The organism is Streptomyces sp. AM25 (assembly GCF_058146165.1).
In genome coordinates this window covers 13,456-30,273 of record NZ_JBKIWN010000022.1, presented here as the reverse complement: position 1 = coordinate 30,273, position 16,818 = coordinate 13,456, and the positions used below count along the sequence as shown (strand labels likewise).

Sequence of the window (16,818 nt, the reverse complement as noted above, 5' to 3'; positions counted from 1 at the left end):
TCCGCCGGAGGACTTCGAGGCCGCCCGACCCGACCGGGTCACGTCCGTGTGACGGTCCCGCATCGGCCGCCGCCGTTTTCCATTTCGCGACTCCGGTCGTAGGGGTCGACAGGCGAACCGGTCGGATCGGGCTCTTGGCGGCCCTCTGCACCGAATCCTGGATGCAGGAACCCGTCGTAGACACCGCACTTGGAGTTGGCGGAGTTCACCTGGAAGGAGGTGACGGTCAGTTTGACCGGCGTCACCTGAAAACGGCCGGGGTCGGGAACCTCGGTGTCCACGACCCGCCGCACGATGGTGCGTTCCACTTCCCGGGAATCGTCCGCCTTCTTCGTCAGCGGATAGACGAAGGTGTAGTCGGCATGCACGGCCACCGCCCCGTCCCGGCCTTCCTCGAACGTCATCCGGCCCCGGGTCTTGACGGTCTCCCCCACCATTTTCACTTCGTTCGGGTCGAAGCGGCTGAAGAACTGGAGCGGGTCGTGGTTCTGGTCGGGCTTGCTCAGAGCGGTGTTCATCCTGGTGAGCACATCGCTCTGTTGCGGATCGACGAGAGCGATCGCCGTTTCCGGACGTCCGCCGTGGACGACGACCGCGGGGTCGAGATTCGCGGCGACGAGGAAGTCCTTGGTCGCGGTGAGGGCGGAGGCCACCTGCTCCTTGGACATCGCGCCCACGGACGTGGCTTCGGGCACGACGATGCCGGCTGCCCCGTCGGCGTACTGCTCGGCCGGAGACCCGGCGAAGGGCCGGCCGAGAGTCGGGGCCCCGGAGACCGCGCCGGGCGCCCCGGTGGGCCGCGCGGTCTCGGCGGGCAGAGGTGCGGCCGCTTTCTTGTGCGAGCCGCCGGGGAGCCACGGCAGGACCATGCCGGGGTTGATGACGAACACCGTGACCGCGACAGCGGCCACGACGCCCATGCCGCCGAGGACCCGACGCTTCCGCGCGGCCCGCCCGTTCATCTCCTGCCCTGCGGGACCGGTACGCCAGCCGTCGGGCCGGTGCGCGGGTATCCCCTTGCGCCGCGTCTTGGACCTGCCCCGCCTCGCGTCCTCCTGCCGCAGCCGCTCGGTGACCATGCGGGCCCGCGCGGACGGTTCCTTGGGGGCGGATTCGCGGATCGAGCGCTCGTCGTCCTGGGCGAAGCGCTCCCAGATGTCGTCGGGCAGGGGTGGTTCGGGTGTCACCACAGAATTTCTCGCATTGTTCGGATCAAAGGACTTGCCGGATGAGCGGCAACTGTAGGGGGCCAACCGCGCATCGTAGGTGAATCGTCACAAGTAACGTCAACCGGCATCCCCGGCATCCGTCGTCAGCAAGTCGATGCGAAACGGCGGGAACGAGGGCGGGCGCCCCCAGGCGACGACGCAGCCCCACGCACCGCCCCCGGCGCGGCTCCGGACCTCCGGCCGCCGGAATCGCCACCCTGAGGGCAGACATCACCACACCGCCCACCGCCCCCGGAGGCCCCCATGCCCGCGCCGTTCACCCCCGATGACGTCACCCGCCTCCGCGAGGCCCTGGCCGACGTGGTCGCCGCCGGGGCCACCCCCGGCGGTGTCATCGTCGCCGGCACTGCCGACGGGAACCGTCACATCGTCGACGCGGGCGTGGTCGCCCCCGAATGCGGGGACGCCGCCCCGGGCGAGGACACGGTCTACGACCTCGCCTCCCTCACCAAGGTCGTCGCCACCTGGCTCCTCGCCGGGCGGGCCGTCGACGCCGGGCTGCTCGATCTCGACGCACCCGTCCGCGACGCCCTCCCCGCGATGAGCGGCGAGGCGCCCGGCGGCGAGTCGACGATCCGGCAGCTGCTCGCGCACACGTCGGGCCTGCGCGCCTCGACACGCCTGGACCACTACCGGGGCGCCAACGCGCCGCTCCACGAACTCCTTTGCCGCGAGCCGCTCGAAGACGCCCCCGGCACCCACCGCTACATCAACCGCGGGTACATCCTCCTGGGCCTGGCCCTCGCCCACATCCACGCGAGACGTCTCGACGAGCTCGCGGCCGAGATGTGGCACGGGCTCGGCATGACGTCCACGGTCTACGGCCCGGTCTCGCGCGGCGCGCACGTCGCCCCGACCGAACAGCGCCTGCCCGGCGCGCCCCGCACCTGGGGCGCCGCCCACGACGACAACGCCGCCCTGCTGGGCGGCATCGCGGGCCACGCGGGCGTCTTCTCCACCCCCGCCGACCTCGCGACGTACGCGGAACGGCTGCTGACCTCGCACGGCCACCGCTCCTCCGCGCTCGGCGAGTGGCTGCACGCGAGCCTGGTCCCGCAGGCGGAGATCGAACCGGGCCTGGAACGCGGCCTGTCCTGGGCCCTCACCGGCCACGGCCAAGTCGCCTACCACCACGGCTTCACCGGCACCAGCCTCTGCCTCCACCCGGAGGCGGGCCGCTACGTCGTCATCTGCACCAACGCCGTCTACTCCGGCGCAGCCCGCACACGGATCTCGCCGCTGCGGGCGCTGGCGCTCAAGACCGTTTCTGCCGCCTGAACCAGGCGGGGGCGCAGGGACATCACCCCTTCTGCGCCCCCGCCACCATCTCCCGCAGCTTCGCCGGCGTCAGCGGATTCGCCGGGTCCGCGTAAATGCTCTTGCCGTTGAGCAGGACCGTCGGCGTCGCCTTGTACGACGACGCGCTGAAGGTCTGCTGGGACTTCTTCACCCAACTGTTGTGCGTACCGCCGTCCACACAGCTCTTGAACTCCGCCGTGTCCAACCCCTTGACCTTGCCGGCCAGTTCGAGCAGGCGCGACTTCTTCGCGAACTGGTCGTCCGTCTCCTGCGGCTGGTTCATGTACAGCGTGTCGTGGTACGCCTTGAACATGCCCGCGTCCTGGGCGCAGGCCGCCGCGTTCGCGGCGTTCAGCGAACCCGTGCCGCCCAGGTTTTTGTCGATGAGGGTGACGATGTGGTACTCGGCCTTCAGCTGGCCCTTCTTCTCCAGGTCGTTGACCGTCTCGCGGTAGCCGTTCTCGAACTGGCCGCACGCGGGGCAGCGGAAGTCCTCGTAGACGGTGAGCGTGGCCTTGGCCTCGGGCTCGCCCACCGGGATGGCCAGGTTGTCCTTGCCCATGGCGCTCTGGGGGGCGACGAGCGGGCCGGAGGCGCCGGTGCCCTGCTTCTTCTTCCCGGAGTTGGCCACCAGGGCCGCGATGCCGGCGCCCGCGCCGAGGACCGCCACCACCACGACAGCGGCGATCAGGGTCCGCTTGCGCTTGGCGCGGGACTCTTCCATCCGGCGCTGTTCCTGCAGGCGCTCGCGGGCGCTGCGTTTTCCGTCGCTGTTCTTCTGGCTCACGTCCGGTTACAACGAACCGGGGGAGTCCATCAGGACTCCCCCGGCTGCCGGTTCCTTCGAACGAGTTACGCGCGCTTGCGCACGCCCTCCGCCAGTTCACCCGCGAGAGTGCGCACCGCGGTCAGGCCGGACTCCGGGTCCGGGGCGTCCAGCAGGCGCTTGACGAAGGCCGAGCCGACGATCACGCCGTCCGCGAACCGGGCCACCTCCGCCGCCTGCTGGGCGTTGGAGACGCCCAGGCCGACGCAGACCGGCAGGTCGGTGACGGCGCGGGTGCGGTGCACCAGGTCCTCGGCCTCGCGGCCGACGGACTCCCGGGTGCCGGTGACGCCCATGAGCGAGGCGGCGTAGACGAAGCCGCTGCCCGCCGCGGTGATCTTGGCGAGGCGTTCGTCGCGGCTGCTCGGCGCGACCACGAACACCGTGGCCAGGCCGTGCTGTTCGGCGGCCTTGCGCCACACCTCGGACTCCTCGACCGGGAGGTCGGGCAGGATGCAGCCCGCTCCCCCGGCGGCGGCGAGGTCCGCGGCGAACCGCTCGGTGCCGTAGCGGTCGACCGGGTTCCAGTACGTCATGCACAACACCGGCGCACCCGTGGCCTCGTGCGCCCGGCGGACGGTGTCGATGACGTCCGCGATCCGTACCCCGCCCCGCAGGGCGATGTCGTCCGCGGTCTGGATGACCGGGCCGTCCAGGACCGGGTCGCTGTGCGGCAGCCCGATCTCGACGACGTCGCAGCCGCCCTCGATCATCGCGACGACGGCGCGCACGCCGTCGTCGACGGTCGGGAAGCCGGCGGGCAGGTAACCGACGAGGGCGGCACGGTTCTCCGCCTTCGCGCGGGCGATGACGTCGCTCAGCAACTCCAGGTTCCCTGCCATCACTTCGCCCCCTCGGTCTCGTCGTCGTACAGCCCGAAGTAGCGGGCCGCCGTGTCCATGTCCTTGTCGCCGCGCCCGGAGAGGTTCACCAGGAGCAGGCCCTGCGGGCCCAGTTCGCGGCCGACCTCCAGCGCGCCCGCGAGGGCGTGCGCGCTCTCGATGGCCGGGATGATGCCCTCGGTGCGGGACAGCAGGCGCAGCGCCTGCATGGCCTCGTCGTCGGTGACGGCGCGGTACTCGGCGCGGCCGGTGTCCTTCAGGTACGAGTGCTCCGGGCCGATGCCGGGGTAGTCCAGGCCCGCCGAGATCGAGTACGGCTCGGTGATCTGGCCGTCCTCGTCCTGCAGGACGTACGAGCGCGAGCCGTGCAGGATGCCGGGCGTTCCCGCGGTGAGGGTCGCCGCGTGCTCGCCGGTCGGCACGCCGTGGCCGCCCGGCTCGCAGCCGATGAGGCGGACGCCGGCGTCGGGCAGGAACGCGTGGAAGAGGCCGATGGCGTTGGAGCCGCCGCCGACGCAGGCGACGGCGGCGTCCGGCAGCCGGCCGGCGCGCTCCAGGATCTGGCGGCGGGCCTCGATGCCGATGACGCGGTGGAAGTCGCGCACCAGGGCCGGGAAGGGGTGCGGTCCGGCGACCGTGCCGAACAGGTAGTGCGTGCGGTCGACGTTGGCGACCCAGTCCCGGAAGGCCTCGTTGATGGCGTCCTTCAGCGTGCGGCTGCCGGACTTCACCGCGATGACCTCGGCGCCGAGCATCCGCATGCGGGCGACGTTCAGCGCCTGGCGCTGCGTGTCGACCTCGCCCATGTAGATGGTGCACTCCAGGCCGAAGAGCGCGCAGGCGGTGGCGGTGGCGACGCCGTGCTGGCCGGCGCCCGTTTCGGCGATGACGCGGGTCTTGCCCATCCGCTTGGTGAGCAGGGCCTGGCCGAGGACGTTGTTGATCTTGTGGGAGCCGGTGTGGTTGAGGTCCTCGCGCTTGAGGAACACCCGGGCGCCGCCCGCGTGTTCGGCGAAGCGCGGCACCTCGGTGAGGGCGCTGGGGCGCCCGGTGTAGTTGACCATCAGGTCGTCGAGCTCGGCGGCGAAGGCCGGGTCGGCCTTCGCCTTCTCGTACTCCGCGGCCACCTCGTCGACGGCGGCGACGAGGGCCTCGGGGATGAACTTGCCGCCGAACGCCCCGAAGTAGCCTTCAGGACTGGGGACTTGCCCCTCGGGGTCGGGAACGAAGAACTCGGAGGACATGGCTGTCTCCTGGAATGGATGCTGGGTACACGGGCAACGGTCGGCTGCTGCTGAGCGCTCCGCGGGAAGTGCAGTGCCTCGACTGCGGGCTCGTCGTGGCTGTTCGCGCAGTTCCCCGCGCCCCTTTGGGGCGCGATCACGCACTGCACTTCGCCAAGCTCGCTTACTGCGCAGCCGGACGACGCCATCGGCGCCCGTTGATCTGTCCCGGCTCACAGCCGATGTGGTACCGCACGCGGCGTCCCAGCACGCGCCGCGCGGGCGCACGGCAGCCCCGGGGGCGGCACCCCCGGGCCAGTCGCGCGTACGCCCGCATCGCCGGTCAGCTCCTGCCGTGCCGCAGGGCCGGGTGGGCGCCGGCCGCGACGAGGTCGGCGACCGCGCCCTTCGGGTCGCGCCCCGTCACCAGGGACTCGCCGACGAGCACCGCGTCGGCGCCCTCGTTCGCGTAGGCGATCAGGTCGTGCGGGCCGCGCACGCCGGACTCGGCGATCTTGACGATGCCGTCCGGGATCTCGGGGGCGACCCGGGCGAAGTTGTCCCGGTCCACCTCGAGGGTCTTCAGGTTGCGCGCGTTGACGCCGATGACCCGGGCGCCGGCGTCGACCGCGCGCCGGGCCTCCTCCTCGTCGTGCACCTCGACGAGCGGGGTGAGGCCGATCGACTCGGCCCGCTCGATCAGGGAGACCAGGGCCTCCTGCTCCAGCGCGGCGACGATCAGCAGGGCCAGGTCGGCCCCGTAGGCACGGGCCTCCCACAGCTGGTAGGCGGTGACGATGAAGTCCTTGCGCAGGACCGGGATGTCGACCCGGGCACGGACGGCCTCCAGGTCGGCCAGCGAACCGCCGAAGCGGCGCTGCTCGGTCAGCACGCTGATGACGGCGGCGCCGCCCGCCTCGTAGTCCGCCGCCAGGCCCGCGGGGTCGGCGATCGCGGCCAGCGCGCCCTTGGACGGGCTGGAGCGCTTGACCTCGCAGATCACGCTGACGTTCTCACCGCGCAGCGCGGCGGCGCCGTCCTTGACCTGCGGCGCCCTGGCCGCGCGCTCCTTGAGCTCGTCGAGGCTGACGCGCGCCTGCCGCTCCGCGAGGTCGGCACGGACTCCGTCGATGATCTCGTCGAGCACACTCACGCGAGCGGCCCCCTTCCGGACTCGGCTGGTCTGGGCTGGTGCGGCACAAGCTCACCTCACCAGGCACTGCGATGGTACTTGCCGGAGGGCGAAGGATTCGCATCCGGTTGACGACGGGCCGGTCGGCTGCGCGTTCACCAGTGACTTCCCGGCGCCAGCGCCGCCCCGAAGGGCAGGTTCCGGATGACCGTGAACGCCAGGACGAGCCCTCCCAGCGCCCACCAGGCCCACGGGCGCAGCGCCACCCGCATGCCCCCGCCGTCGCGCAGCGCCCGGACGCACCACACGGCCCAGAAGCCGGCGAAGGCGGCGTACGCGGCCACGGCGAGCGCATTGGCGCCGAGTGCGCCGGCGAGGTCGCCGTGCGCGAGGGCGTGCAGGCCGCGCAGGCCGCCGCAGCCCGGGCAGTACAGGCCCGTCCAGTGCAGCAGCGGGCAGACCGGGTAGCGGCCGGGCCGGTTGGGGTCCACGGCCCCCACGTACGCCACGGCCGCCGCGAGCCCCGCGGCGACGCCGAGCGGGGCGGCGAGGCGGCGCGGGGCGGCGAGGCGGCGCGGCGCGGATTCGGGTTCCCGCACCCTGCCGAGTCTCCCCCGCACAGCACGAAGGCGCAGCTCGGAACGGGCGTACGGGCGGTGTCGCCGTCCGTACGGTCCTGGGCCGCGCCTTTGCGGGATGTGCGGGGGAGGAAGGGCCGGGGATCAGCCCTGGGTCTGTGCCTGGGCCTTCGGCTGCCCCATGCCCATGGCGCGCATGATCACGCCGACGACACCGCCGAGCAGGACGACGGCGATTCCGGCCCAGAAGCCCACCGGCTTGGCCATCACGACGAACGCGCCGGAGACGCAGAAGCCGATGAAGGCGATGATGACACCGGTCCACGCGGCCGGGGTGTGTCCGTGGCTGCTACCCGACATGAGACTGACTCCTCGTTGCTGTATCGCGCCTGCGGGCGCAGAGATCACTCCGGGACATTGTTCCGTACGCGCCGTGCCGGTCCGCTCCGGGGTGGGCGTGTCCCGGCCGCGTCACCGGCCGGCTCCGCCGGTGGGGTCCTCGCCGCGGTCGAGGGCCTTCCACAGATCCTCGGGCCGGTCGGGGTCGGGGGCCGCGGCGGTGCGCCGCGGGCGGGCGGCGCCGTCGCGCTCGTAGCGGCCGGACATGGCCGGCCAGTCGCGCCCGTACCGCAGGGCGACCAGCCCGGCCAGCAGCAGCAGGACACCGCCCGCGAGGGCGACCCACGGCCAGGCGGTGTGGGTGACGCCCTGGACGGAGGCGTGGGTCAGGCCGTTGACCCTGGCCGCCTTCTGGTCCAGCGCCGAGGTGTCCGAGGCGCCCGTCAGCGCGCCCGCGACGACGCCCGCGCCGCTCAGCGCGAGCAGCGCGGCGACGGCCAGCCGGCCGGCCCCGCGCACGGCGAAGACGGCCACCAGTGCGGCCAGCCCGACGACGGCCAGCGCCGTGGGCAGGCCGCTGATGTCCTGGCCGGTGGCCTGCTGGGACAGGGTGCCGCGGGCGACGGCCGCCGCGCCCTCGGCCCAGGTGCGGCCGCCCGCGAGCAGCACGAGTGCCGCGCCGGCGGCTCCGGACAGCAGGGCGGCGGCGACACTGCGCCTGCCGCCGCGCGGGGCACGGGGGGCTGCGGACTCGGCCCGGGGGCGGGGGTGGGGTACTGCTGTGCTCACGGTTCCACTATCCCCCGGCGATTTCCGGCCCGCGCGACCGGGGTGCCCGGCACGCTCACGGGGCTCACGGTGCAAGCCGGTTGGCGGTGTGCACGGCCCGCAGCACCGCGGCAGCCTTGTTGCGGCACTCGGCGTCCTCGGCCGCCGGGTCGGAGTCGGCGACGACGCCGGCGCCGGCCTGGACGTAGGCGGTGCCGTCGCGCAGCAGGGCGGTGCGGATGGCGATGGCGGTGTCGGAGTCCCCGGCGAAGTCCAGGTAGCCGACGCAGCCGCCGTACAGCCCGCGGTGGGTGGGCTCCAGCTCCTCGATGATCTGCATGGCCCGCGGCTTGGGGGCACCGGAGAGGGTCCCTGCGGGGAAGCAGGCCGTCAGCACGTCGAAGGCGGTACGGCCGGGGGCCAGGCGGCCGGTGACGGTGGAGACGATGTGCATCACGTGGCTGTAGCGCTCGACCGACATGAAGTCGACGACCTCGACGCTGCCGGGTTCGCAGACCCGGCCGAGGTCGTTGCGCCCGAGGTCGACGAGCATCAGGTGCTCGGCGCGCTCCTTGGGGTCGGCCATCAGCTCCTCGGCGAGCGCGGCGTCGGCCTGCGGCGTGGCGCCGCGCGGGCGCGTCCCCGCGATGGGGTGCACCATCGCGTGCCCGTCCTCGACCTTGACCAGCGCCTCGGGGCTGGACCCGACCACGTCGAACGCCCCTCCTTCCCCGTGGGGGAATCGGAACAAATACATGTACGGGCTCGGGTTGGTCGCCCGCAGCACCCGGTAGACGTCCAGGGCCGAGGCCGTGCACGGGGTCTCGAACCGCTGCGAGGGCACGACCTGGAAGGCCTCGCCCGCGCGGATGCGCTCCTTGATGTCGTCGACGGCCGCCATGTAGTCGGGGCCGCCCCAGCCCGCGGTGTACTCGGGCAGCTCGGAGGCGGGCAGCGAGACGGGCTGCGTGGGCTCGGGCCGGCGCAGGTCGGCGGCCATGGCGTCGAGCCGGGCGACGGCGTCGGCGTAGGCCTCGTCGATGCCCGTCGACAGGTCGTTGTGGTTGATCGCGTTGGCGATCAGCAGGACGCTGCCGCTCCAGTGGTCCAGGACCGCGAGGTCCGAGGTGAGCAGCATGGTCAGCTCGGGCAGGCCCAGCTCGTCCCGGCCGTGCTCGCCGATCTTCTCCAGGCGGCGGACGATGTCGTAGCCGAGGTAGCCCACCATGCCGCCGGTGAACGGCGGCAGCCCCGCATCCTCTATCAGGTCGCGCGGGGTGTGCAGGGCCTCGACGGTGGCCCGCAGCGCGTGCAGCGGGTCCCCGTCGACGGGGACGCCGACGGGCGGGGTGCCGAGCCAGTGGGTCCGCCCGTCGCGGACGGTGAGGGTGGCGGAGCTGCGGACGCCGATGAACGAGTACCGGGCCCAGGTGCGGCCGTTCTCGGCGGACTCCAGCAGGAACGTGCCGGGGCGTTCGGCGGCGAGCTTGCGGTAGAGGCCGACGGGGGTGTCCCCGTCGGCGAGGAAGCGGCGGGTGACCGGGATGACGCGGCGGTCCTTCGCGAGCATCCGGAAGGTGTCGGCATCCGGGCTGATGCCGTTTTGCGTGGCAGCCATGCCTCGGGAGCCTAGTGGCTCCGTTTGGCTCGGGGTTCGACTGCGGGTTCGTTCGGGCTGGTCGCGCCCACGCGGCGGAGCCGCATATCGAACACAGCCCCGCGCCCCTTCGGGGCGCCCGGCTTGCGGGGCGCGTTATCCCAGCAAAACGTCTGCGTCGAAGCACGTCCTCGTGCCCGTGTGGCACGCGGGCCCCTCCTGGTCCACCTTCACCAGCAACGTGTCCCCGTCGCAGTCCAGGGCCACCGACTTCACGTGCTGGACGTGGCCGGATGTGTCGCCCTTGACCCAGTACTCCTGGCGGCTGCGGCTCCAGTAGGTGCAGCGGCCCGTGGTGAGGGTGCGGTGGAGGGCCTCGTCGTCCATCCAGCCGAGCATGAGCACCTCACCGGTGTCGTACTGCTGGGCGACGGCGGGGACCAGGCCGTCGGCGCTGCGCTTGAGGCGGGCCGCGACGGCCGGGTCGAGGGCGGAGGAATTGCCTGTCATACCCCCCATTCTGCCGCGGCGGCCGTAGGCTGGCGGCATGTCGACCCATGCGCAGCGCGAACGCCTGCTCCTCGCCGACCTGTTGGAGACCGCGGGCCCCGACGCCCCGACGCTCTGCGAGGGCTGGAACGCCCGTGATCTCGCCGCACACGTGGTGGTGCGCGAGCGCCGCGCCGACGCGGCGGCCGGCGTGCTGCTCAAGCTGCTGGCGGCCCGGCTGGAGCGGGTGCAGGCCGAATTCGCGGCGAAGCCGTACGAGGAGCTGGTGCAGCTCGTCAGGGGCGGGCCGCCGAAGATCTCGCCGTTCTCCCTCAAGCAGATCGACGAGGCGGCGAACACGGTGGAGTTCTACGTGCACACCGAGGACGTGCGCCGGGCCCAGCCCGACTGGACGCCGCGCTCGGTGGACCCGGTCTTCGCGGACGCCCTGTGGACCCGCCTGGAGGCGATGGCCCGGGTGCTGGGCCGCCGCGCGCCGGTCGGCCTGGTGCTGCGGCGCCCCGACGGCCGCGTGGCGGTGGCCCGGAAGGGGGCGCCGGTGGTGACGGTCACCGGCGAGCCGACCGAGCTGATCCTGTTCGCCTTCGGACGGCAGAAGGCCGCCGAGGTCGAGCTGGAGGGCGACGAGATGGCCGTCGCGAAGCTGCGGTCGGCAAAGCTGGGCATCTGAGACGCCCGCGTCACCGCGCCCCGTCACCGCACCGGATGCCCCGCCTCCCGCAGCGAACCCTTCACCTCGCCGATCCGCAGATCGCCGAAGTGGAACACCGACGCCGCCAGCACCGCGTCGGCCCCGGCCTCCACCGCCGGAGCAAAATGCTCGAGGCGGCCGGCTCCGCCGGAGGCGATCACCGGGACCGAGACATGCCGCCGCACCGCGCGGATCATCTCGGTGTCGTAGCCGTCCTTGGTGCCGTCCGCGTCCATGGAGTTCAGCAGGATCTCCCCGGCGCCCAGCTCCGCGGCGCGGTGCGCCCACTCCACGGCGTCGATGCCGGTGCCGCGGCGGCCGCCGTGCGTGGTGACCTCGAAGCTGCCGGACGGGGTGCGCCGGGCGTCCACGGACAGCACCAGCACCTGGCTGCCGAACCGCTCGGCGATCTCGCGGATCACGTCGGGGCGCTCGATGGCGGCGGTGTTGATGCCTACCTTGTCGGCCCCGGCGCGGAGCAGCTTGTCGACGTCCTCGGGGGTGCGCACGCCGCCGCCGACCGTCAGCGGGATGAACACCTGCTCGGCCGTGCGGCGCACGACGTCGTAGGTGGTCTCGCGGTTGCCGGAGGAGGCCGTGATGTCGAGGAAGGTCAGCTCGTCGGCGCCCTCGGCGCCGTAGATCCTGGCCATCTCGACGGGGTCGCCGGCGTCGCGCAGGTTCTGGAAGTTGACGCCCTTGACGACCCGGCCGTTGTCCACGTCCAGGCAGGGGATGACTCGGACCGCCAGGGTCATGTGCTCGTTGCTCCTCGGAAGGCTTCTACTTCTACTTCGACCAGTGCGCGGGAGTCGACGAAGCCGGAGACCACGACCATGGTCGAGACCGGCCGGACGTCGTCGAAGAGCTCCTTGTGGGCGCGGCCGACCGCGTCCACGTCGCGCACGTGGGTCAGGTACATACGGGTGCGGACGACGGACTCGATGCCGAGTCCGAGCTCCTTCAGGGCGTTCAGCGCCTTGCCGAAGGCCGCGAGCGTCTGCTCGTAGGGATCGCCCTCGCCCTGGATCACGCCGCCCGTGATCGGCAGCGTGCCGGAGACGAGGACCAGGCCCCCCGCCTCCACGGCCCGTGCGAATCCGATCGTCTCCTCCCAGGAGCTGTCCGACTGCACACGCCGCGGTGCGGGGGATTGGCTCATACGGACACAGCCTCCAGTGCCTGTTCCAAGGTGAACGCCTTGGCGTAAAGGGCCTTGCCGACGATGGCGCCTTCCACACCCTCCGGTACCAGGGTGGCAAGAGCCCGCAGATCGTCAAGGGAGGAGACACCGCCGGAGGCGACGACGGGACGGTCCGTCACCCGGCAGACGTTGGACAGCAGCTCCAGGTTGGGGCCCTGGAGAGTGCCGTCCTTGGCGATGTCGGTGACGACGTAGCGGGCGCAGCCCTCGGAGTCCAGGCGGGCCAGGGTCTCGTAGAGGTCGCCGCCGTCTCGGGTCCAGCCGCGGCCGCGCAGGGTGGTGCCGCGGACGTCCAGGCCGACGGCGATGCGGTCGCCGTGCTCGGCGATGACCTTGGCGACCCACTCGGGGCTCTCCAGGGCGGCGGTGCCGAGGTTGACGCGGGTGCAGCCGGTGGCGAGGGCCGCGGCGAGGGAGGCGTCGTCGCGGATGCCGCCGGAGAGTTCGACCTTGATGTCCATGGCGCGGACGACCTCGGCGACCTGCGCGCGGTTGTCCCCGGTACCGAAGGCGGCGTCGAGGTCGACCAGGTGCAGCCACTCGGCGCCGGCGCGCTGCCAGGCCTGTGCGGCGGTCAGCGGGTCGCCGTAGGAGGTCTCGGTGCCGGACTCGCCGTGGACGAGACGGACGGCCTGGCCGTCGCGGACGTCGACGGCGGGGAGGAGTTCAAGCTTGGACATCAGAGCGTCTCGATCCAGTTGGTCAGCAGCCGGGCACCGGCGTCGCCGGACTTCTCGGGGTGGAACTGCGTGGCGCACAGCGGCCCGTTCTCGACGGCGGCCACGAAGGGCTCGCCGTGCGTGGCCCAGGTGACCAGCGGCGGGCGGATGGCGGCGTTGCCGGCCTCGAAGTTCCACTCGCGCACGGCGTAGGAGTGCACGAAGTAGTAGCGGGTGTCGGGGTCCAGGCCCGCGAAGAGCCGGGTGTCCTCGGGCGGGTTGACGGTGTTCCAGCCCATGTGCGGGACGACGGGCGCCTTGAGCGGCTCGACGGTGCCGGGCCACTCGTCGAGGCCGTCGGTGCCGATGCCGTGCTCGATGCCGCGCGCGAAGAGGATCTGCATGCCGACGCAGATGCCCATGACGGGCCGCCCGCCGGACAGCCGGCGCTCGACGATCCAGTCGCCGCGGGCGGCGCGCAGCCCCTGCATGCAGGCGGCGAAGGCGCCGACGCCGGGGACGAGCAGCCCGTCGGCGTTCATGGCCTTGTCGTAGTCACCGGTGATCTCGACGTCCGCGCCGACGTGGGCGAGGGCGCGCTCGGCCGAACGGACGTTGCCGAAGCCGTAGTCGAAGACGACGACCTTCTTCTTGGCGGAGGCGCTCACGACCACAGCCCCTCGATGCGCAGGATGCCCGCGGCGAGCGACATGGCCGAGCCGATGGCCAGCAGCACGATGATGCTCTTGGACATCTTCTGCTTCCAGAAGGAGTAGACGCCGCCGAGGAGGAAGAGGCCGAGCAGGATGAACAGCGTGGAGATGGAGTTCACAGGGCGCCCTTCGTCGACGGGATGATCCCGGCGGCGCGCCCGTCGCGCTCGCAGGCGTAACGCAGCGCGCGGGCAAGGGCCTTGAACTGGCACTCGACGATGTGGTGCGCGTTGCGCCCGTAGGGCACGTGGACGTGCAGGGCGATCTGGGCCTGCGCGACGAAGGACTCCAGGATGTGCCGGGTCATCGTCGTGTCGTAGGCGCCGATCATCGGCGCCATGTTCTCGGGCTCGGTGTGCACCAGGTAGGGGCGGCCGGAGAGGTCGACGGTGACCTGGGCGAGCGACTCGTCCAGCGGGACCGTGCAGTTGCCGAAGCGGTAGATGCCGGTCTTGTCGCCGAGGGCCTGCTTGAAGGCGGCGCCGAGCGCGAGGGCGGTGTCCTCGATGGTGTGGTGGGTGTCGATGTGCAGGTCGCCGTCGGTCTTGACCGTGAGGTCGAAGAGACCGTGGCGGCCGAGCTGGTCGAGCATGTGGTCGTAGAAGCCGACGCCGGTGGACACGTCGACCTGGCCGGTGCCGTCGAGGTCTATCTCGACGAGCACGGACGTCTCCTTGGTGGTGCGCTCAACGCGGCCCACACGCCTGGGGGTCTGGGGGTCAGCCCCCAGAGGGTTCAGCATTGGTTCTCCTTGCGAATGGTGCGCACCGCTTCGAGGAACGCGTCGTTCTCGGCCGGGGTGCCCGCGGTGACGCGGAGCCATCCCGGTACGCCGTTGTCCCGCACCAGCACGCCCTGGTCGAGGATGGCCTGCCAGGCGGTGTGGCTGTCGGCGAAGCGGCCGAACTGCACGAAGTTGGCGTCGGATTCGGTCACTTCGCAGCCCATGGCGCGCAGCTCCGTGACGATGCGGTCGCGCTCGGCCTTGAGCTGCTCGACGTAGCCGAGCAGCGTGTCGGTGAACTCCAGGGCGGCCAGGGCCGTGGCCTGGGTGACCGACGAGAGGTGGTACGGCAGGCGGACCAGCTGCACGGCGTCGACCACGGCGGGGTGCGCCGCGAGGTAGCCCAGGCGCAGCCCGGCCGCACCGAAGGCCTTGGACATGGTGCGCGAGACGACCAGGTGCGGGCGGCCTTCGAGCAGCGGGACCAGCGAGGGGCGGTGGCTGAACTCGCCGTAGGCCTCGTCCACGACGACGATCGACGGCTTGGCCGCCTGCGCGGCCTCGTACAGCCGCAGCACCGTCTCCTCGGTGACCGCCATGCCCGTCGGGTTGTTCGGCGAGCAGATGAAGACCACGTCGGGCCGGTGCTCGGCGATCGCGGCGACGGCCGCGTCGGTGTCGATGGTGAAGTCCTCGTGGCGGGGGCCGGCGATCCAGCCGGTGCCGGTGCCGCGCGAGATGAGCGCGTGCATCGAGTACGAGGGCTCGAAGCCGAGGGCCGTGCGGCCGGGGCCGCCGAAGGTCTGCAGCAGCTGCTGCAGGACCTCGTTGGAGCCGTTGGCGGCCCACACCTGCTGCTGCGTGACCTCGTAACCCGTGGTGCGGGTGAGGTACTTGGCGAGCTCGGTGCGCAGCTCGACCGCGTCCCGGTCGGGGTAGCGGTTGAGGTGGCGGGCCGCCTCGGCGACGCGCTCGGCGATGCGGGCGACGAGCGGCTCGGGCAGCGGGTAGGGGTTCTCGTTGGTGTTCAGACGTACGGGCACGTCGAGCTGGGGGGCGCCGTACGGGGACTTTCCGCGCAGTTCGTCCCGGATGGGGAGATCGTCGATACCGGTTACTTGCTCGTTCACTTGCTGTCCGGCACCTTCCAGTCGAACCGTGCCTTCACTGCGGCACCGTGTGCGGGCAGGTCCTCGGCCTCGGCCAGCGTCACCACGTGCCCGGCGACCTCGGCGAGCGCCTCGCGTGTGTAGTCCACGACGTGGATGCCGCGCAGGAAGGACTGCACGGACAGCCCGGAGGAGTGGCAGGCGCAGCCGCCGGTGGGCAGCACGTGGTTGGAGCCCGCGGCGTAGTCGCCGAGCGAGACGGGCGCGTACGGGCCGACGAAGATCGCGCCCGCATTGCGCACCCGGGCGGCGACGGCGGCGGCATCCGCGGTCTGGATCTCCAGGTGCTCGGCGGCGTAGGCGTCCACGACCGCGAGGCCCTGGTCGATGCCGTCGACGAGGACGATGCCGGACTGGCGGCCGGTGAGGGCCGGGACGATCCGGTCCTCGACGTGCTTGGTCGCGGCGACCTGGGTCTTGAGCTCCTGCTCGACCGCGGCCGCCAGCTCCTCGGAGTCGGTGACGAGCACGGAGGCGGCCAGCGGGTCGTGCTCGGCCTGGCTGATCAGGTCCGCGGCGACGTGCACCGGGTCGGCGGTGGCGTCGGCGAGGACTGCGATCTCGGTGGGGCCGGCCTCGGCGTCGATGCCGATGCGGCCCTTGAGCAGCCGCTTGGCGGCGGCGACCCAGATGTTGCCGGGGCCGGTGACCATGGTGACCGGGCGGCACTCGTCGGTGCCGTAGGCGAACATGGCGACGGCCTGGGCGCCGCCGGCCGCGTAGACCTCGTCGACGCCCAGCAGCGCGCAGGCGGCCAGGATCGTGGGGTGCGGCAGACCGCCGAAGCCGGCCTGCGGGGGCGAGGAGACGGCCATCGATCCGACGCCGGCCTCCTGGGCCGGGACGACGTTCATGACGACGGACGAGGGGTAGACGGACCGGCCGCCGGGCACGTACAGCCCGACGCGCTCCACCGGCACCCAGCGCTCGGTGACGGTGCCGCCGGGCACGACCTGGGTGGTGTGGTCGGTGCGGCGCTGCTCGCGGTGGACGATGCGGGCGCGCCGGATGGACTCCTCGAGGGCCGCGCGGACGGCCGGGTCGAGCTCCTCCAGGGCACGGGTGATCGCCTCGGCGGGCACCCGCACGCGGTCGATCGTGACGCCGTCGAACTTCTCCGCGTATTCGATCAAGGCCGCGGTGCCGCGATGATGCACGTCCTCGCAGATGGGCCGCACCTTCTCCAGGGCGGCTGCAACGTCGAGTTCGGCTCGGGGCAGCAGGTCGCGGTCGATGCCGTTCGCCGGGAAGGCGTCGCCACGCAGATCGATTCGGGAAATCACACGGCCAATTGTCTCAGACCCGTCCCGTCGCA

General features: G+C 72.2%; 21 protein-coding genes. 2 read left to right on the top strand and 19 right to left on the bottom strand.

The genetic code is table 11. From position 1 onward, the window contains the following. Positions 1 to 38: 38 nt before the first annotated feature. Entirely contained in the window at positions 39 to 1,187 is a 1,149-nt protein-coding gene (locus ACLHRZ_RS27340; protein ID WP_490421198.1) for a hypothetical protein, read from the bottom strand. Between the two features lie 285 nt (positions 1,188 to 1,472). Between ACLHRZ_RS27340 and ACLHRZ_RS27335 the strand changes: the two genes are divergently transcribed. Continuing rightward, positions 1,473 to 2,507, top strand: coding sequence for a serine hydrolase domain-containing protein (locus ACLHRZ_RS27335; RefSeq protein WP_490421197.1), 1,035 nt, complete (start codon positions 1,473 to 1,475; stop codon positions 2,505 to 2,507). Between the two features lie 22 nt (positions 2,508 to 2,529). On the opposite strand, the gene ACLHRZ_RS27330 is transcribed toward ACLHRZ_RS27335, so the two are convergent. The 10 genes from ACLHRZ_RS27330 to hisI all read right to left on the bottom strand — a co-directional run bounded on the left by ACLHRZ_RS27330 (position 2,530) and on the right by hisI (position 10,343). Continuing rightward, positions 2,530 to 3,315: a DsbA family protein gene (locus tag ACLHRZ_RS27330; protein ID WP_490421196.1), complete on the bottom strand. Its 786-nt coding sequence runs from the start codon at positions 3,313 to 3,315 to the stop codon at positions 2,530 to 2,532. A 65-nt stretch (positions 3,316 to 3,380) separates the two neighbouring features. After that, positions 3,381 to 4,196, bottom strand: coding sequence for a tryptophan synthase subunit alpha (trpA, locus tag ACLHRZ_RS27325; protein ID WP_490421195.1), 816 nt, complete (start codon positions 4,194 to 4,196; stop codon positions 3,381 to 3,383). Next, a complete protein-coding gene (gene trpB, locus ACLHRZ_RS27320; RefSeq protein WP_490421194.1) occupies positions 4,196 to 5,440 on the bottom strand; it encodes a tryptophan synthase subunit beta in 1,245 nt (414 codons plus the stop codon). Before trpB ends, trpA begins: the two co-directional genes overlap by 1 nt. 163 nt (positions 5,441 to 5,603) lie before the next feature. Beyond that, positions 5,604 to 5,756 (bottom strand): tryptophan biosynthesis modulator TrpM, encoded by a 153-nt coding sequence (gene trpM / locus ACLHRZ_RS27315; protein ID WP_490421193.1) that lies wholly within the window; start codon positions 5,754 to 5,756, stop codon positions 5,604 to 5,606. A gap of 6 nt (positions 5,757 to 5,762) precedes the next feature. Continuing rightward, positions 5,763 to 6,572 (bottom strand): indole-3-glycerol phosphate synthase TrpC, encoded by an 810-nt coding sequence (gene trpC, locus ACLHRZ_RS27310; RefSeq protein ID WP_490421192.1) that lies wholly within the window; start codon positions 6,570 to 6,572, stop codon positions 5,763 to 5,765. A gap of 134 nt (positions 6,573 to 6,706) precedes the next feature. Further along, positions 6,707 to 7,150, bottom strand: coding sequence for a DUF2752 domain-containing protein (locus ACLHRZ_RS27305; protein ID WP_490421191.1), 444 nt, complete (start codon positions 7,148 to 7,150; stop codon positions 6,707 to 6,709). Between the two features lie 123 nt (positions 7,151 to 7,273). Further along, the gene (locus ACLHRZ_RS27300; protein ID WP_490421190.1) at positions 7,274 to 7,489 is read right to left on the bottom strand and encodes an HGxxPAAW family protein; all 216 of its coding nucleotides are present in this window, start codon (positions 7,487 to 7,489) and stop codon (positions 7,274 to 7,276) included. A gap of 111 nt (positions 7,490 to 7,600) precedes the next feature. Then, positions 7,601 to 8,257, bottom strand: a complete 657-nt coding sequence (locus ACLHRZ_RS27295) for a TIGR02234 family membrane protein (protein WP_490421189.1) — start codon at positions 8,255 to 8,257, stop codon at positions 7,601 to 7,603. Positions 8,258 to 8,321: 64 nt separating this feature from the next. Then, positions 8,322 to 9,854 carry an anthranilate synthase component I gene (locus ACLHRZ_RS27290; protein ID WP_490421188.1) on the bottom strand — a complete coding sequence of 511 codons (1,533 nt, stop codon included), beginning with the start codon at positions 9,852 to 9,854 and terminating at the stop codon, positions 8,322 to 8,324. A 135-nt stretch (positions 9,855 to 9,989) separates the two neighbouring features. After that, the gene (hisI, locus tag ACLHRZ_RS27285; RefSeq protein ID WP_490421187.1) at positions 9,990 to 10,343 is read right to left on the bottom strand and encodes a phosphoribosyl-AMP cyclohydrolase; all 354 of its coding nucleotides are present in this window, start codon (positions 10,341 to 10,343) and stop codon (positions 9,990 to 9,992) included. A 37-nt stretch (positions 10,344 to 10,380) separates the two neighbouring features. Here hisI and ACLHRZ_RS27280 point away from each other — a divergent pair, with 37 nt between their 5' ends. After that, positions 10,381 to 11,013 carry a TIGR03085 family metal-binding protein gene (locus ACLHRZ_RS27280; protein ID WP_490421186.1) on the top strand — a complete coding sequence of 211 codons (633 nt, stop codon included), beginning with the start codon at positions 10,381 to 10,383 and terminating at the stop codon, positions 11,011 to 11,013. 23 nt (positions 11,014 to 11,036) lie between these two features. Here ACLHRZ_RS27280 and hisF read toward each other — a convergent pair whose 3' ends face one another. From hisF to hisD, 8 genes are read right to left on the bottom strand one after another with little or no spacing between them, the layout of a single operon-like run. Next, entirely contained in the window at positions 11,037 to 11,792 is a 756-nt protein-coding gene (gene hisF / locus ACLHRZ_RS27275; protein ID WP_490421185.1) for an imidazole glycerol phosphate synthase subunit HisF, read from the bottom strand. Then, on the bottom strand, positions 11,789 to 12,196 hold the full coding sequence (locus ACLHRZ_RS27270; protein WP_490421184.1) for a RidA family protein: 408 nt from the start codon (positions 12,194 to 12,196) through the stop codon (positions 11,789 to 11,791). Before ACLHRZ_RS27270 ends, hisF begins: the two co-directional genes overlap by 4 nt. After that, positions 12,193 to 12,918 (bottom strand): bifunctional 1-(5-phosphoribosyl)-5-((5-phosphoribosylamino)methylideneamino)imidazole-4-carboxamide isomerase/phosphoribosylanthranilate isomerase PriA, encoded by a 726-nt coding sequence (gene priA / locus ACLHRZ_RS27265; protein ID WP_490421183.1) that lies wholly within the window; start codon positions 12,916 to 12,918, stop codon positions 12,193 to 12,195. Before priA ends, ACLHRZ_RS27270 begins: the two co-directional genes overlap by 4 nt. Next, positions 12,918 to 13,565, bottom strand: coding sequence for an imidazole glycerol phosphate synthase subunit HisH (gene hisH / locus ACLHRZ_RS27260; RefSeq protein ID WP_490421182.1), 648 nt, complete (start codon positions 13,563 to 13,565; stop codon positions 12,918 to 12,920). Before hisH ends, priA begins: the two co-directional genes overlap by 1 nt. After that, complete coding sequence (locus tag ACLHRZ_RS27255) at positions 13,562 to 13,729, bottom strand: hypothetical protein (protein WP_490421181.1); 168 nt, start codon at positions 13,727 to 13,729, stop codon at positions 13,562 to 13,564. Before ACLHRZ_RS27255 ends, hisH begins: the two co-directional genes overlap by 4 nt. After that, positions 13,726 to 14,352 (bottom strand): imidazoleglycerol-phosphate dehydratase HisB, encoded by a 627-nt coding sequence (gene hisB, locus ACLHRZ_RS27250; RefSeq protein ID WP_490421180.1) that lies wholly within the window; start codon positions 14,350 to 14,352, stop codon positions 13,726 to 13,728. The genes ACLHRZ_RS27255 and hisB overlap by 4 nt, the downstream gene beginning before the upstream one ends. Beyond that, entirely contained in the window at positions 14,346 to 15,464 is a 1,119-nt protein-coding gene (locus tag ACLHRZ_RS27245) for a histidinol-phosphate transaminase (protein ID WP_490421179.1), read from the bottom strand. Before ACLHRZ_RS27245 ends, hisB begins: the two co-directional genes overlap by 7 nt. Continuing rightward, complete coding sequence (gene hisD / locus ACLHRZ_RS27240; RefSeq protein WP_490421178.1) at positions 15,461 to 16,786, bottom strand: histidinol dehydrogenase; 1,326 nt, start codon at positions 16,784 to 16,786, stop codon at positions 15,461 to 15,463. The genes ACLHRZ_RS27245 and hisD overlap by 4 nt, the downstream gene beginning before the upstream one ends. Between the last annotated feature and the right edge of the window lie 32 nt (positions 16,787 to 16,818).